The organism is uncultured Corynebacterium sp. (genome assembly GCF_945649885.1).
GTDB lineage: Bacteria > Actinomycetota > Actinomycetes > Mycobacteriales > Mycobacteriaceae > Corynebacterium.
Map to the genome: position 1 here is coordinate 1 of NZ_CALZFS010000063.1, position 15,121 is coordinate 15,121.

The 15,121-nt window shown below is 60.4% G+C and carries 13 protein-coding genes and 1 pseudogene; 5 read left to right on the forward strand and 9 right to left on the reverse strand.

Annotation, left to right across the window (positions count from 1 at the left end; genetic code table 11):
- Nucleotides 1-199 precede the first annotated feature (199 nt).
- Entirely contained in the window at nt 200-1,207 is a 1,008-nt protein-coding gene (locus Q0M74_RS08215; protein WP_293953289.1) for a hypothetical protein, read from the reverse strand.
- A 2-nt stretch (nt 1,208-1,209) separates the two neighbouring features.
- The gene (gene mnmA / locus Q0M74_RS08220; RefSeq protein ID WP_293953290.1) at nt 1,210-2,307 is read right to left on the reverse strand and encodes a tRNA 2-thiouridine(34) synthase MnmA; all 1,098 of its coding nucleotides are present in this window, start codon (nt 2,305-2,307) and stop codon (nt 1,210-1,212) included.
- A 244-nt stretch (nt 2,308-2,551) separates the two neighbouring features.
- On the opposite strand from mnmA, the gene Q0M74_RS08225 reads away from it, so the two are divergent.
- Genes Q0M74_RS08225 through Q0M74_RS08235 form a run of 3 tightly spaced genes read left to right on the forward strand, consistent with a single transcriptional unit; the run spans nt 2,552 to nt 4,922 of the window.
- Nucleotides 2,552-3,703, forward strand: coding sequence for an ATP-binding protein (locus Q0M74_RS08225; protein ID WP_293953292.1), 1,152 nt, complete (start codon nt 2,552-2,554; stop codon nt 3,701-3,703).
- A 29-nt stretch (nt 3,704-3,732) separates the two neighbouring features.
- Complete coding sequence (locus Q0M74_RS08230; protein ID WP_293953294.1) at nt 3,733-4,635, forward strand: spermidine synthase; 903 nt, start codon at nt 3,733-3,735, stop codon at nt 4,633-4,635.
- A complete protein-coding gene (locus Q0M74_RS08235; RefSeq protein ID WP_293953295.1) occupies nt 4,635-4,922 on the forward strand; it encodes a hypothetical protein in 288 nt (95 codons plus the stop codon). The genes Q0M74_RS08230 and Q0M74_RS08235 overlap by 1 nt, the downstream gene beginning before the upstream one ends.
- 442 nt (nt 4,923-5,364) lie before the next feature.
- Here Q0M74_RS08235 and Q0M74_RS08240 read toward each other — a convergent pair whose 3' ends face one another.
- From Q0M74_RS08240 to Q0M74_RS08270, 7 genes are all read right to left on the reverse strand, one after another.
- Nucleotides 5,365-5,577 carry a hypothetical protein gene (locus tag Q0M74_RS08240; protein WP_293953296.1) on the reverse strand — a complete coding sequence of 71 codons (213 nt, stop codon included), beginning with the start codon at nt 5,575-5,577 and terminating at the stop codon, nt 5,365-5,367.
- Between the two features lie 316 nt (nt 5,578-5,893).
- Nucleotides 5,894-7,018, reverse strand: a complete 1,125-nt coding sequence (locus Q0M74_RS08245; protein WP_293953297.1) for a cysteine desulfurase family protein — start codon at nt 7,016-7,018, stop codon at nt 5,894-5,896.
- Between the two features lie 84 nt (nt 7,019-7,102).
- Complete coding sequence (locus Q0M74_RS08250) at nt 7,103-8,056, reverse strand: electron transfer flavoprotein subunit alpha/FixB family protein (protein ID WP_293953298.1); 954 nt, start codon at nt 8,054-8,056, stop codon at nt 7,103-7,105.
- Between the two features lie 53 nt (nt 8,057-8,109).
- Nucleotides 8,110-8,898, reverse strand: a complete 789-nt coding sequence (locus Q0M74_RS08255) for an electron transfer flavoprotein subunit beta/FixA family protein (RefSeq protein ID WP_293953300.1) — start codon at nt 8,896-8,898, stop codon at nt 8,110-8,112.
- Nucleotides 8,899-9,090: 192 nt separating this feature from the next.
- Nucleotides 9,091-10,248, reverse strand: coding sequence for an SAM-dependent methyltransferase (locus Q0M74_RS08260; protein WP_293953302.1), 1,158 nt, complete (start codon nt 10,246-10,248; stop codon nt 9,091-9,093).
- Nucleotides 10,249-10,271: 23 nt separating this feature from the next.
- Nucleotides 10,272-11,081, reverse strand: a complete 810-nt coding sequence (locus tag Q0M74_RS08265; RefSeq protein ID WP_293953308.1) for an NUDIX hydrolase — start codon at nt 11,079-11,081, stop codon at nt 10,272-10,274.
- A 307-nt stretch (nt 11,082-11,388) separates the two neighbouring features.
- Nucleotides 11,389-12,252, reverse strand: coding sequence for an ABC transporter ATP-binding protein (locus tag Q0M74_RS08270; protein WP_293953304.1), 864 nt, complete (start codon nt 12,250-12,252; stop codon nt 11,389-11,391).
- Nucleotides 12,253-12,397: 145 nt separating this feature from the next.
- Here Q0M74_RS08270 and Q0M74_RS08275 point away from each other — a divergent pair, with 145 nt between their 5' ends.
- The gene (locus tag Q0M74_RS08275; protein WP_293953306.1) at nt 12,398-14,425 is read left to right on the forward strand and encodes an alpha-1,4-glucan--maltose-1-phosphate maltosyltransferase; all 2,028 of its coding nucleotides are present in this window, start codon (nt 12,398-12,400) and stop codon (nt 14,423-14,425) included.
- Nucleotides 14,426-14,566: 141 nt separating this feature from the next.
- Nucleotides 14,567-15,121, forward strand: a pseudogene (locus Q0M74_RS08280) (1,4-alpha-glucan branching enzyme); the annotation flags it as partial.

Consider the following 15,121-nt stretch of genomic DNA (forward strand, 5'->3'; position numbering starts at 1 on the left):
TTGATGCGTGACAGCAAATAGTTAGTTCAGGTGTTTGAATATCACCATAGATAACGCACCGGACATAGCTACCCCCACCTTCTTAAAGATGCACTAAGGCAGGCCTTTACCCCACCCCCGCGTCATGCAAAACCCGTCCTGTTGGCGATGGGCCACAGAACGGGCTTATATGCCTCTGACTGGGGTTACTCCTCAGTGCCTAGAGATCGCCAGAATCCTTCTCCAGCATGCTGGCGACAACACGAGCCATCCGATATGCATTCGCCGCCGCGGTGACAGTCTCCACATCCCCCAATCCGGCGCGCGGGTGCACGTCCACGTGACCAACAAGGTAGTCGCGGGACACACCCAGATGATCAAAGAACCGTGCGACCTGCACTGCACGTTCGCGGGGCTTTTCCAGAAGTTCATCCACATGATCTTCTGACCCGGTGATTCCGAGGCCGAGGCGAATGCCATTGGTGATGGTCTCCCCGAAGCCGTCCAGTTGTTCATTGCCCTTTACTTGATCCAGGCATACCTGGACGGTGTCGGCACCTGCACCTTTGGCGACTTCCCAGAGAGGCAGTCCACCGGTGAGGTTGAGGTAAGTATTCTTCACTGCCCCACCACGCACAGCTTCAAAGACACCGCTGAGGCGTTCATTGATATCGGCGACGTTGACCGCACGGATGGTGTCGAAGGTGGAGGTTCCCTGAAGCTTTCCTGTTACCAGGACTGGTAGATCGGGCTCGTCGATCTGCACAGAGACCTCAGCGCGGAAGCGGCGTGCCACGTCTGCGACATGCTCCTGGATGCCCAGGATGAGTGCTTCGGTGAGGTCGCGCATGGCTCCGCGGTCAGTGATCACGCGGTGGCCGTTGGGCAGCTCAATCTGTGCACCCAGCGTCCACGGACCGACCACCTGGATCTTCACATGCCCAAGGGATGTCCCCCAGGCTTCCTCACAGGTGTCCAGATCCATGGACAGGTAGTCACGGGTGAGGTGGGTGAGCCTGCTCGGGCGGGCGCTGAGCATCCAGGAACGTGCGCCACGTTCGACGGTCAGGGCGTCGACAAGCCCGATGCTCCTACCGATGGCGTCGCCGCCCAGTCCGCGGGCAGGCAGCTGCGGGAGGTGGAGCAGGTCGCCTGTTTCGCCCTGGATGATGTCGGCAGCCTCCACGGTGGAGGTGCCGGGTAGTTCACCTAGACCATAGGCGCCCATGTTTAACCCTCCGTGCCGCAGATGGTGCCGGAACCGAGCACGATGTCGCCATCGGCGTCAGGCAGGTAGAGCACGGCTGCCTGGCCGCGGGCCACGCCGGAGAGTGGCTCATTGAGTTTGAGCAGCATCGTGTCGGCTTCGCGGTCGATGGTGGCGTGGCAGGTGACCACACCGCCGTGGGCGCGGACCTGGACCTCGCAGTCAAGCTCGCCGTCCATAGCTGGGTGGAGGAACTTCAGGCGGTCGGCGTGGATGGTGAACACCTGGAGATCCTCGCGGGAACCGACGGTGACGGTGCCGGTGGTGGCATCGATATCGGTGACATAGCGGGGACGGCCATCGGCGGCGGGAGCCTTGATGTCAAGTCCTTTGCGCTGACCAATGGTGAATTCATGCACGCCGGCGTGCTCCTGCAGGGTTTCACCCTCCTGGTCCACGATCATGCCCGGGCGTAGGCCGATGTGCTTGCCCAGGAATGCCTGGGTGTTGCCATCGGGGATGAAGCAGATGTCATAGGAGTCCGGCTTCTTGGCCACGGAGAATCCCGCCTCGCCGGCTTCCTCACGGATTTCCGGCTTGATGGTGTCGCCGACCGGGAACATACAGTGGGCGATCTCGTGTGCGCCGAGCACACCGAGGACATAGGACTGGTCCTTGTCCATGTCCACACCACGGCGCAGGTAGCCGTCACCGCCGTCCGCAGGCTGGGTCAGACGTGCGTAGTGGCCAGTGACCACGGCATCGAAGCCGAGTGCGATACCACGCTCAAGCAAGGCTGCGAACTTGATCTTCTCATTGCAGCGCAGGCAGGGGTTCGGGGTTTCACCGATGGCGTAGGAGTCAATGAAGTCATCGATGACATCTTCCTGGAACCTGTCGGAGAAGTCCCAGACGTAGAAGGGGATGCCGAGCTTGTCGCACACACGGCGGGCATCGGCGGAGTCCTCCAGGGAGCAGCAGCCACGGGAGGATTCGCGGACGCTCTTCGGATCTCTGGACAGTGCCAGGTGTACCCCGATCACCTCATGGCCTGCGGCCACCGCCCGCGATGCTGCCACCGCGGAATCGACGCCTCCGCTCATTGCTGCGAGAACCCGCATGCTTGTCTCCCTCACTATATGCACTGATGTCTTGCCAGCCTGCCCGCATTCACGGGCTCACCCTTGTTCAACCTTGTAGCGTATCTTTCTGTTCCCCAAAACCCCCAATTGTCACCGGCTGGCCAGCCATCAACTCCCCGGAAGTTCTAAAAGATCTAAAGTCCTCAGCCAGTTCTAAAGGATCTAAACTTAGAATAGAGTTCTAATAGATCTAAACTTGAAAATCCCCGTTAGGAGCGCATCCATGTCTCCCACACCAGCCCGAATCAATCCCTTCCGGCCTACCTTCGGAGTATCACCCACCATCCTTGCCGGCCGTGATTCCCTCCTCGAATCCTTCCGCCTCGGCCTCGCCGAAGGTCCCGGAAGCCCTTTCCGAGCACTGCTCATCTCCGGGGCCCGCGGCATGGGCAAAACCGTCATGCTTAATGAATTTGAAGATGCCGCCGCTGAACAGGGCTGGGTGAAGCTGCGCGCCTATCCGGACCGCACGATGCTGGACACCCTCATCAACACCACCCTGCCCGAGGCGATCCGTGATCAAGCTGGCCCCAGCAGCAAAAGGATGATCAGCGGGGTATCCATTCCCGGTCTGGGCCAGGTCACCTCCGTGGCTGACCCTGACCATTCCCACCCTGCCCCTACATTGATATCGCGTCTGCGGGAACTGTCCACCCTGCTGCGGCAACGGGGCGTTGGCATCCTCATCACCCTGGATGAGCTTCAGAGCGCAGATATAGATCAGCTTCATGAACTGGCCACTGCAGTGCAGGACCTCCTCAGAGATGACTTCGACATCGCTCTCGTTGCCGCTGGACTGCCTGAGGGGATAGGGAAACTCCTCCAGCATGAGGGCACCACATTCATCCGACGTGCAGAGCGCATCCATCTCGGTGAGGTTAACCAGAGGGATGCAGTGGCCATGTTCGCTGAGACAACCACCGCGGGAGGCCGCCACATTGACGAGGAAGCCGCCAACCTTGCTGCCACTATCAGCGTGGGTTATCCCTATTCCATGCAGCTGACCGGTTCGCTCGCCTGGGCACGGGCCACCCTGGATCGCACTGACCACATCACCACCACCCAGGTTGCAGCCGTGCGTGAGGAAGTCATCCGGCGCATGGGCATGCAGGTGCATGAGCCCTCCCTGCATTCTGTTCCTGACGGCGAGTTGACTATCCTCTATGCCATCGCAGAACTATCTGAGAACAGCGCAATGGTGGCTACCGGCGACATCGCAACCCTGATGCAGGTCGAACCCAATGCACTGTCCATGCAGCGTCGACAGTTGCTGCGCCGTGGCCTGCTGACTGTTCCCAAATATGGCTATCTCAACTTCGCTCTGCCTTATATGCGCGAGCACCTGCTGAACAACCCCCAGCACCGTCCGCTCTAGAAACCAGCTCCACAACCAGAAAGCATTCCGTGGCCCGCAAACGTAACACCGCCAAAGACACCCTCAAAGACAACTCCAAGTCTTCCGGACCGCAGCCCATCGCCGGTTCCTACGAGGGGGATTACTCCCTCATTGAGCTGCAGCCGGATTTCTACACCACCGATGGTTGGCTGATCAGTGTCAACGGTGTGCCTAGCTCACACATCGTTCTCGGTGAGCCACAGGCATTGGTATTTGAGTACATGCGGTGGATCGCCACCGGAACCCGGGCTTTTACTGATGAGTATCTCGACGCTGAGAAGCTGCGCATCACCCACCTCGGTGGCGGCGCCTGCACCATGGCCCGTTACTTCGCCGATGTGTACCCGCAGTCCCGCAACACCGTGGTCGAACTCGACGGGGAGCTGGCCCGCCTGGCACGTGAATGGTTCGACATTCCCCGTGCCCCACGCGTGAAGATCCGTGTGGATGATGCCCGCGTGGTCGCCGAATCCTTCACCCCAGCCAGCCGCGACATCATCATCCGTGACGCCTTCGCCGGTGCCGTCACCCCGGAGAACCTCACCACCGTGGAATTCTTCGAACACTGCCACCGTGGCCTCGCACCGGGCGGACTCTACATCTCCAACTGCGGCGACCACTCCGACCTGCGCGGTGCCAAGAGTGAACTCGCCGGTATGATGGAGGTCTTCAAACACGTCGCGGTCATCTCCGATCCCACGATGCTCAAGGGCCGCCGTTACGGCAACATCATCCTCATCGGCTCAGACCAGGAGCTTTTCGACGCCCACTCCACCCAGACCGCAGCCATGACCCGGGAGTTGCTCGGCGGCGGGGTGCCTGCCCAATACAAGGACGAAGCCTGGACGCGACGCTTTGCCAGTGGCGCACATCCCCGGCGCGATGCGATCACTGATACTACGGTTGAGTGATGCGCGTCCTCACTAAAACCCTGGCCAGTACCCTTGCGGCAGGTGCTCTCCTGGTAGCCCCTGCTTCTGCCCAGAACTACCAGGCCCCGCCGATGACGTCCACGGGATCCAGCTTTGAGCAGGAACTGGATTTCCTGCAGGGAATCACCGGTTTGAGGGCCTCCCTCCTGGGCACCTATGAGATGGTGGACTGCACGACCTGTCCCCTGCCCCAGCAGATTGCCTGCCATGGCTTTGATGCCGTGGGCCCGGCTCTCTCTTTTGTCTTCTTCGGTACCAGCAGCTGAGTTGCTGCCAGTCAGTCTCCCCCGGTGCCCATCCTGCCAGCACTGACATGATCTCTCCCCGATCTTGATGGCGCGTCCTGCGGTACCCAGGTAACCCGCCACTGTCAGATGTACGGCGTCGAAGTCCCGGATCACCCTGCTCCAATCAGGCATGACCCAGGGTCTCCGGAGTCCGGTGGCCGCCTGCCAGTCATATTGTTTATCTGCAGTGACGTCCAAGGGGTAATCACGGCACAGCCTGGCCCAGCTGGATTCCCCGGTGATGGTGAATACGCGGGCTTCTGGATCCACCGCCAGATTGATCACTTCAGCACATCCATATCCGAAGGTGTCTTCCTCCCACCACAGGCCGGTCGCGCCGCGGTAGGCCCGGCTGGTGGGAGTGGATCCCTGCCTGGGAACTGACCACCAGGGACCAGTGCCCTCCTCAGGAGAGAGTTCTTTATCTTCCACATGCCTCCGCCAGCTGCTTTGGACGTTCAGGCAGAGCATCCCAGGTCATCCGGGGTGAACTCCTGTGACCACCACCTGCGCGCACCTCCGGCTGCTCCAGGACGCCTTCTGCTTCATCAGGTGGCTGCCAGTACCGTGCATCATCAACTGTGCTCTCCACATAGTGAGTGAGGATCTCATCACTGCACGAGCCCAACTGCATGGGGTCTCCACAAGTACTGAGGAGATAAAAGAGCATGCCTCTGCCCCGGGGCCCTGCCAACAACTGATCTGCACTGCTCATGCATCACACCAGAGTATTGGAATCCGGAGGCTTCAACTGATTCATCAAGATGCATGGGATAAGTAGATAGCAGACAGCAACCCCTGCGATCACGGTTGATTTGTCGAAGAGGCCGGAGAGCACAGCCACAACCACAGCGGTACAGGCGCAGAAGTGTTGGCGGGGTGTGCGCAGCACTGCCCCGAGCCTGACACTGAGAGCACTCAGCCCAATAATCAGGAAGAAAGGCCACACGCTAGAAAGCCAGCCCCGCGGTCCGCGCCCGGGCCACCACATCAGCGATGACATTGAGCACTGCATCCACGTCTGCGTCAGTGGTGGTACGTCCCGCTGTGAAGCGGATGGCACCGCGGGCATCGGATTCGGTGATCCCCATGGACAGCAGGACATGGCTGGCGCGGTTGACACCGTTGGAGCAGGCGGAGCCGGTGGAGGCTTCAATGCGCATGGAATCAAAGAGCATGATCAGGCTGTCGCCTTCTGCCCCGGGGAAGGACAGGTGCAGGTGGCCGGCCAGTGCAGGCTCAGTCGTGTGGACCATGACATTGTCGATGAGATCTAGGATGCCGTCGCGAAGCTTATCGCGCAGCCCGCTGATGCGGGCGTGGGTGGAATCAAACTCAGTTACTGCTTCACGCAGGGCTGCTGCGGTGGCAACGGCACCGGCAACGTCGAGGGTGCCGGGACGGATACCACGTTCCTGACCACCGCCGTGCAGAACAGCCGACGGTGCCGGGGAACGACGTGCCAGCAACAGGCCGACACCACGGGGACCGCCGAATTTATGGGCTGAGGCTGCCAGGGTGGTCACACCCAGCTCGTGGAAGTTCACCGGCATGTGCCCGATGACCTGGACGGCGTCGATATGGGTCGGGGTCTCCCCTGCCGCGGCCAGAAACTGTTCAACAGGTTGGATCGCACCGGTTTCATTGTTAGCCCACATCATCGTGGCCACCGCAGCCGGAGTCTCGAGCAGTTCGAAGGAGGACACCCGGCCGTCCGCACCGATGGGCAGCAGATCAACCTGTGCCCCCTGTGTTCCCAGTGCCTTGACGGTCTCCAGGATGCCGGGGTGCTCGATCGGGGTGGAGACAATCCGTTTCAGAGGCGATGCCTGATAGAGCCCCTGAACAGCCAGGTTGTCAGCCTCGGTGCCGGAGGCGGTGAAGATGACCTCGATGGGTTCACAACCTAGAAGTGATGCGATCTCCTCACGGGCGGAATCCAGCGCACTGCGTGCCCTACGACCGGAACCATACTGGCCGGACGGGTTCAGTGCCTGGGCATGGTCCATCCAGGCCTGCGCCGCCACCTCCCGCATCGGGGTTGTCGCAGCATGGTCGAGGTAGAAAGTATCCACGGTCCTTCTTCTTTTCGGGGATCTCAGGGGGAAAATATTAAGGCCCCAGGTAGTGAAACACTACCCAGGACCCCTGACTATCGGCTACTTGCGCTTGTTGATCTCCTCAACCAGCTCAGGGGCGATGGCAAAGAGGTCGCCAACAACACCAAGGTCAGCGATCTCGAAGATGGGGGCATCCTCATCATTGTTGACGATGATGACCTTCTTGGCGGTCTGCATGCCGGAGGTGTGCTGGATCGCGCCAGAGACACCGAGGCCGATGTAGACATCCGGGGAGACCGTGACACCGGTCTGCCCGATCTGGTACTCGCCCGGGTAGTAGCCGAGGTCCACGGCGTCACGGGTGGCACCCACGGCACCGCCGAGGGCATCGGCAAGTGGCTCGACAACGCTCTGGAAATTCTCCGCGGAACCGATGCCACGGCCACCGGCGATGACGACCTTGGCCTGTGGCAGCTCAGGGCGGTCGCCACGCACAGCCGGCGCAGAGGACACGACGGTGACATCCTTCATGGTGGCAGCTGGCAGCTCCATGGACTGGAGGGTGCCCGCAGCAGCCACGGACTCACCGGTGACTGCACCTGCACGCAGGGTGTAGATCGGGGCTGCACCGCCCACGGCGGCAGAGACCTGGATGGTGTCGCCGAAGATGGACTGCTTGGCGGTGCGGTCGGCGTTGATTCCGACGACATCGCAGAGCACACCGGAGGCCAGGCGTGCAGCCAAGCGGCCGGCGATCTCATTGCCGGTCAGGTTCGCGGCGACAACGATCGGACCGGGGTTGTGTGCTGCCAGCATGTGGAGGGCATCCACCTCAGGCAGCACAAGGCGGTTGGCCACGCCGGTGGCTTCAGCGGCGATAACCACGGAAGCACCCAGGGAGCCGAGTTCAGCGGCGAATGCCTGGCCGGTGCCGGGTTCGCCGACGACGACTGCGGTGACCTCACCGAGTGCGCGGGCTGCGGTGATCAGTTCAACGGTGACCGGATCCAGACGACCATTGTTCTGCTCTACCAATACGTATGCAGTAGACATGAGAAAAGTTTCTCCTACAGGGAGTTAAGGTTGGTTGGCTAAAACGGGTTGAACTAGATCAGGTTTTCAGCAGCCAGGTAGTCAGCGATCTTCGCTGCCGCCCCGTTGGCGCCGATGATCTCACCCTGGGTGCGTGCGGGGCGCTCAGAGGCTGCGGTCACAGCGGTTGCTGCGTGTGCAATGCCGACCTGCTCTGCGGTGACACCGATCTGTGACAGGTTGAGTCGGCCGATGGTGGCCTTCTTGGCTGCCATGATGCCCTTGAAGTTCGGGAAACGTGGCTTGTCAGCCTTGTCAGCCACCGACACCACCGCTGGCAGAGCTGCCTTGAGCTCATAGCTGCCGGTGTGGTCAACGCGGGTGCCGGTCACCTCAGTACCTTCGATGGCCACTGTGGACAGTCCGGTCAGTGCAGGTGTCTGGCGATACTCAGCCAGAACACCAGGGAGTGCCCCCATGGAACCGTCGGAGGATGCTGCACCTGCGACGATGAGGGAGACGTCCGGGATGGTGTTGATCGCATTGTTGAGAGCCCATGCGGTACCCAACAGATCAGAACCAGCCAGGGCTTCATCATTGAGGAGGATGGCTTCATCCGCCCCCATGGACAAGGCCTTGCGCAGTGCCTCATCAGCAGCGTCCGGGCCGGCGGACAGTGCCACCACCTTGTAACCGGCGTCCGGGTTTGCCTCCCTCAGGCGCAGTGCCTGCTCGAGTGCAAACTCGTTGATCTCATCCAGGACCTCATCCACGCCCTCACGATCAAGGGTGAAGTCAGCCTCCAAGGTCCGCTTGGACCAGGTGTCTGGAACGTTTTTCACCAGCACCACGATTGTGGACATCCACACTCACCTTTCAAACAGTCTCTTATGAAAAAATGAAAACTCTTAGGCCATGATACGCGGGTGGTCATTTCACAGGTCCGCTCCCCGCACACACCACCACGCTAGACCGCCTAGTCTATTAAGGCTAGACTATCCCCTTCGTGGTGGGTTTTACAATGTAAGTCCGACTCTATATTCACAACTCACGGCTCACGCCCATTCCCGCGGACCACAGATCAGCGCCACACCCGTGGTACCAATACGTGTGATCACCACCGCCATCGGCTTCTTCCCCTTCAATCCCAGCTTCTTACGCAGCTGGTCCGGATCCACATCAACACCACGCACCAAGATCTCCACCGAACCCGCACCATGAGCTGCCAGCGCCGCCTTCAACTTCTTCAACGGCACCTGCTCCACCATCCGGAACCCACTGGTGCCGTTAGGAATGCGATCACCGGTCAGATAGGCGATGCGTTCATCCAGCATCCACAGCCCCTCCCGTATGGCGTAATGACGCACCAGGCCAGAACGCACGATGGCACCATCCGGATCAATGATGAACTCCCCTGGCTCGTGGGCCAGCTGCTCACCGGGGGCGTCGTCAAGCAGATCGGTGACACGGTCCACGGACTCACCACGCAGGACCACCGCCTCACGGGTCTCACCACCTGCCAGATCAGGGGTGTACAGGCAAGCCTCCTTCACCCCACCATCCACACTGACCAGACTCACCAGACCATTCCATCCGCTGAAGTCCAGTCCCGGGGCACATTTCACCGCCATGGAATGCCCCGCCCACGCCTCCACAAGGTCAGGCAGGGGCGGCAGCAGCTGGGCCGGATCGGTGATCCTGCGCCCACCAACCCGGCGCGCCGGATCAGCGATGATCACATCCGCACCGGTGACAGCTGGTTGGAGGGCATCGGCACGCAGCAGCTGAGCGCTGTCAAGGTTGTGTCGGGCCATGAGCAGCCGGGCTGTATCAAGGTCGGAGCCGATATAGCCCAACCCTGCCTGCATCACGGCATGTCCCTCAGTGCCGATGGAACAGGTGACATCATGGGCCACTGCAGCACTGTCGAGGAAGGAACGCAGCCGCGCGGCACGAACATCTGCCACCTGCATCGGGGTGGCCTGCTGGGCGGATTCCTGACACATCATCCACGCGGGAGGAAGCTTGCCCACCACGGAGCGTCGCGCCCCGGCAAGCTCCACCACCGCCCTGCCATAATCGCCGAAGTGGGAACGCGCAGCCGCCACATCAGCGATCATGGACTTCTTGGTCAGTTCCATGGTGGTGGTGACGGAATCAACGGTGTGGGCATTGTCAATGAGGAAATGAACCTCATCAGGGCTGAAACTCATGAGCTTCAGTGTAGAGGGCCGGTTTAGAAGCGTTCGATCCGCTTCAGTTCATAGAACTCGCTGTAACGGGGATTGCTCACGGCATCATCGATGATCGGGTTCAGATCGAACTCGTGGATCCTGCCCATCAGCTCAGAGGCGCTGTGGAATTGAGACAGTTCAAACAGGGATGCCCAGGTGGGGATCACCAGACGCAACAGGCCGGCACGCCAGCCCTCCAGGATCAGTTCGGGTGGGAAATAGCCGGTGGAGGACGCCTCACGGGTATCGCCGTCAGCGCACTGCCCCTCTGGTTCGATGGCCACGAAGGAGAAGGTGTCAAAACGTGCCCGATCCCCCTCCGGGCTGGCCCAACGGGCAAAAGGCACGATGAGGTCTGTGCGGATGGCCAGGTTCTCGCGCGTGAGCATCTCCGTGAGTGAGAGCTCATGGCTTTCCAATTTGGCGCGGTAGGAATGGTACTGGCTGGCGTCCTTGACCAGGCCCCGGTCATTGCGGTGCTCCGCCAGCAGGGTTCCGGCTTCTTCGAAGAGTTCACGCACTGCAGCAAAGATCAGTGCGTAGGCGATCTCCGGTGTGGTGTTTAAACGTTCTGCCCATTCCGCAGCATCAGGGCCTTCCCAGATATCGGGATCATGCTCCTTGGAGAAATCCGGAAAGTCACGGGGATCCACACCACCACCAGGAAATACGGTGGTGCGTGGGAAGTGCGGCATCGTGGAGACCCGCTCCTGGATATAGACCTCAAGTTCTGGTTGCCCGTCAATGATGCTGTCGCGGAGCAGCAGTACCGTGGCAGCCAGCTTCCGGCCACCCACACCTTCCATCACCATCACTGCACCACGCTTTCTTCAGTCACCCTCGCCCAGTCTAAGGAATCAACAGTCTTCCCGCAGGCACGGACCACTTTCCGGGAGGAAATAGATTCTCCTCCGGTTGTGCTCCCCCTGCCAGGCCCAATGTCATGCAACTCTTTTCACAACTGTGCCACTATTTCGCCATACGTCTTACCTCCATGCCACGAAAGGGGGTAGCTGGTGTTGACTCACAGGAGCACAATCGGACCTACACACAGATTCCCTGGCTGCCGCAAGATGTTCAGTCCAGCGGCACACCGCCCTGAAAGCTATCCGATTATATTCACTGCTTGGCGCGACGTGTGCGGGCCTTGCGGACCCGGCGTGCAAAGTAGCGTTCACCGATGCGGTCCACCTGAATAGGCTGGTGGAAGGCCTTGGAGAGATTCTCATTGGTCAGGACAGTATCGATGAGCCCCTGGGCGACGATCTCGCCTTCATCCAGCAGCATGGCGTGAGTGAAGCCGGAGGGGATCTCCTCCACGTGGTGGGTGATCATGATGATGGCGGGGGCATCCGCATCCATGGCCAGTGCCCCCAGGTAGGCCACCAGATCCTCACGTCCGCCCAGGTCCATGCCGGCAGTGGGCTCATCCAAGATGAGCAGTTCGGGGTTAGTCATCAGTGCGCGTGCCACCAGCACACGTTTGCGTTCGCCTTCAGACAGGGTTCCCCAGGTGCGATCGCCCAGGTGGATGGCACCGACCTGTTCCAGGATTTCGGTGGCCTGGTCGAAGTCCATCTCGGCATAATCTTCACGCCAGCGGCCCAGGATGGCATAACCTGCGGAGATGACCAGGTCATTGACCTTTTCATTATCCGGAATGCGGTTGCCCAGGGCGGAGGAACTGACACCGATCATGGCGCGCAGGTCACGCATGTCGGTCTTGCCCACCAGCTCACCCATGAGGCGTGCTTTACCGGCGGAGGGGAATTCCTCGGCGGCGGCCATGCGGATCAATGTGGTTTTACCGGCACCGTTGGGGCCGATGATCACCCAGCGTTCATCCAGTTCCACCTGCCAGTCAACAGGGCCCACCAGGTTCCTGCCCTCGCGGGTGAAGGTCACTCCTTCAAAGTCGATGAGGAGATCTTCGTTGTAGTCCTCTTGGAAGTCAGTTGCAGAGTCATTCACGCCTTCCATCATGTCCGATTTCTTCCATCCCGTGTGGAACTGACACAGCTCGGATAAGATTTTGGGAGGGTAACGGTCGGTGGACACCCACCCCCGGCCCCCAGTGATGTGTACGTGTTCCTGTGTTGAAGTTTGTACCGCAATTGAGGAGAAAACTGTGACTGGTCGTCTCGGTATCGATGATGTTCGTCCCCAGCTTCTGGATAAGAACCCGGCAAAGGCGGTGGTGGGTGAAATCGTGCCCATCTCCGCTCTTGTCTGGAGGGAGGGCCACGATGCCATTTCTGCCACCCTGAATGTGCAGGGGCCGGAGGAATCCTCCGTGGCTGCAGAGCCCATCCAGATCCCCATGCGCCAGACCCCCGGTAATCAGGACCAGGTCAACGCCTTCTTTGTTCCTGATGTCCCCGGTGACTGGACCTTCCGCATTGATGCCTGGTCTGATCCGATGGCCACCTGGCGTCACGCCGTGACCGCCAAGATTGAGGCTGGCCAGTCCGCAGCAGAGTTGTCCAATGATCTTGAGCACGGTGCTGACCTGTTTGAAGAGGCCGCAAAGAACCTACCCACCGGTGAGCGCAAGACGCTTGTCGACGTCGCCGTCTCCCTTCGTGGCACCGGTGATCTCCGCGCCCGAGTCGCCCCGGGTCTTTCCGCAGCCACCATGCAGCTGTTGGAGCGTTACCCACTGCGTGAGCTGCTGACCCGCGGTGAGAACCTGCAGGTCAGGGTTGATCGTCGTGACGCTCTGGTCAACTCCTGGTACGAGCTCTTCCCTCGCTCTACCGGTGGTTGGGATGCCCAGGGAAACCCGGTTCATGGAACCTTCGAAACCACCGCCAAGGCACTGGACCGTGTAGCCGCCATGGGCTTTGACACCGTGTATTTCCCACCGATCCACCCCATCGGCGAGATCAACCGCAAGGGCCGCAACAACACACTCACCCCGGAAGCCCACGATGTCGGCTCGCCCTGGGCCATCGGTTCCAAGGACGGCGGCCATGACGCCGTGCATCCGCAACTGGGCACCATCGAAGACTTCAAGAAGCTGCTGGCACGCGCCGAGGAACTTGATCTTGAGGTCGCCCTCGACCTGGCCCTGCAGGCAGCCCCTGATCACCCCTGGGCACAGGACCACCAGGAATTCTTCACCGTGCTTGCCGACGGCACCATCGCCTACGCTGAGAACCCACCGAAGAAGTACCAGGACATCTATCCCCTGAACTTCGATAACGCCCCAGAGAAGATCTACAAGGAGGTCTACCGTGTGGTGAAGTTCTGGGTGGATCTGGGAGTGACCACCTTCCGCGTGGACAACCCCCACACCAAGCCTGCGAACTTCTGGCAGTGGCTGATCCAGGAAATTCACGCCACCAACCCGGAGGTCATCTTCCTGGCTGAGGCCTTCACCCGCCCGGCCCGCCTCTATGGCCTGGCCAAGATCGGTTTCACCCAGTCCTACACCTACTTCACCTGGAAGGTCTCCAAGGAGGAACTCACCGAGTTCGCCACGGAGAGCGCCGCCATGGCTGATGTGTTCCGCCCGAACTTGTTTGTGAACACCCCGGACATCCTGCACGCCTCCCTCCAGCACGGTGGGCGTGCCATGTTTGCCATCCGTGCAGCCCTGGCAGCCACCATGTCCCCGGTCTGGGGTGTCTACTCCGGTTATGAACTCTTCGAACACCAGGCGGTCAAGCCGGGTTCTGAGGAGTACCTGGACTCTGAGAAGTATGAACTGCGTCCACGTGACTTCCAGGGAGCACTGGAATCCCATAATTCCCTGGAGCCTTACCTGACGGCCCTCAACCAGATCCGTCGCGCCAACCCTGCCCTGCAGCAGCTGCGCAACATCCACTTCCACGAGGCTGACAATGACCAGATCATCGTCTACTCCAAGGTTGATGCCCTGACCGGCAACACCGTGCTCGTGGTGGTCAACCTGGATCCACGTTCTGCACGTGAGGCCACCGTCAACCTGGATCTATGCGCCATGGGGCTGGAATCCGGCGCTCAGTTCGAGGTCCGCGACGCCATCACCGGTGTCTCCTACACCTGGGGTGCCACCAACTTCGTCCGCCTGGAACCACTACGCGATGTCGCCCACATCTTCGTCCTGCCTGAACTTCCGGCCTCCCGCCGTGAACGCCTGGCCTGGCGTGAAATCGACCAGTACCGCGCCTAGTCCCCATACCCTCTGGTGAGGTAGGGGGGTATTTCCCCCACCTCAGCAGCCAGAACTGCGGTACCGTCGGTGCAGTTAAACACCGATTAGTTTTCCTTTAATCTTCCCCTTGAATTTCCCCCGATAAGGACCCCAAGCGCCATGAGCTCTGATTCCGCACCTGATCTGCTGAATATCCCTGAAGCGGACCTCAACCGGCTGCGTCACTGCAACCACCACAACCCCCACGGTTTCTACGGTTGGCATGCAACCAAGACCGGTTCGGTGATCCGTACCCGCCAGATCGGTGCGGAGAAGGTGGAACTGCTTGTTGATGATCAACCGGCAGAGATGTCCCCCATCGGCGATGATATTTTCGCAATCGAGCTCACAGCCACCGAGGCCTTTGATTACCGTCTGCGGGTGACCTGGCCCGGCCAGGAGCCACAGGTCACCGCTGACCCTTATGCCTTCCTTCCCACCCTGGGCGACATGGACATCTACCTCATCTCTGAGGGACGCCATGAGCGCCTGTGGGATGTGCTCGGTGCCAACATCAAGACCTATGAAACCATGATTGGTGAGGTCAAGGGCACGGCCTTCGCCGTCTGGGCCCCCAATGCCATCGGTGTAGCTGTGGTCGGAAACTTCAACGGCTGGAATGCCTCCCAGCACGCCATGCGTTCCATGGGTGGCTCCGGAGTGTGGGAGCTGTTC

Bases quoted from the DNA above. Each gene is read 5' to 3' on its own strand.
- Q0M74_RS08225 (WP_293953292.1), top strand. From the start codon at position 2,552: ATGTCTCCCACACCAGCCCGAATCAATCCCTTCCGGCCTACCTTCGGA.
- Q0M74_RS08240 (WP_293953296.1), bottom strand. From the start codon at position 5,577: ATGCAGTTGGGCTCGTGCAGTGATGAGATCCTCACTCACTATGTGGAG.
- Q0M74_RS08260 (WP_293953302.1), bottom strand. From the start codon at position 10,248: ATGAGTTTCAGCCCTGATGAGGTTCATTTCCTCATTGACAATGCCCAC.
- Q0M74_RS08255 (WP_293953300.1), bottom strand. From the start codon at position 8,898: ATGTCCACAATCGTGGTGCTGGTGAAAAACGTTCCAGACACCTGGTCC.
- mnmA (WP_293953290.1), bottom strand. From the start codon at position 2,307: ATGCGGGTTCTCGCAGCAATGAGCGGAGGCGTCGATTCCGCGGTGGCA.
- Q0M74_RS08265 (WP_293953308.1), bottom strand. From the start codon at position 11,081: ATGGTGATGGAAGGTGTGGGTGGCCGGAAGCTGGCTGCCACGGTACTG.
- Q0M74_RS08270 (WP_293953304.1), bottom strand. From the start codon at position 12,252: ATGATGGAAGGCGTGAATGACTCTGCAACTGACTTCCAAGAGGACTAC.
- Q0M74_RS08215 (WP_293953289.1), bottom strand. From the start codon at position 1,207: ATGGGCGCCTATGGTCTAGGTGAACTACCCGGCACCTCCACCGTGGAG.
- Q0M74_RS08250 (WP_293953298.1), bottom strand. From the start codon at position 8,056: ATGTCTACTGCATACGTATTGGTAGAGCAGAACAATGGTCGTCTGGAT.
- Q0M74_RS08235 (WP_293953295.1), top strand. From the start codon at position 4,635: ATGCGCGTCCTCACTAAAACCCTGGCCAGTACCCTTGCGGCAGGTGCT.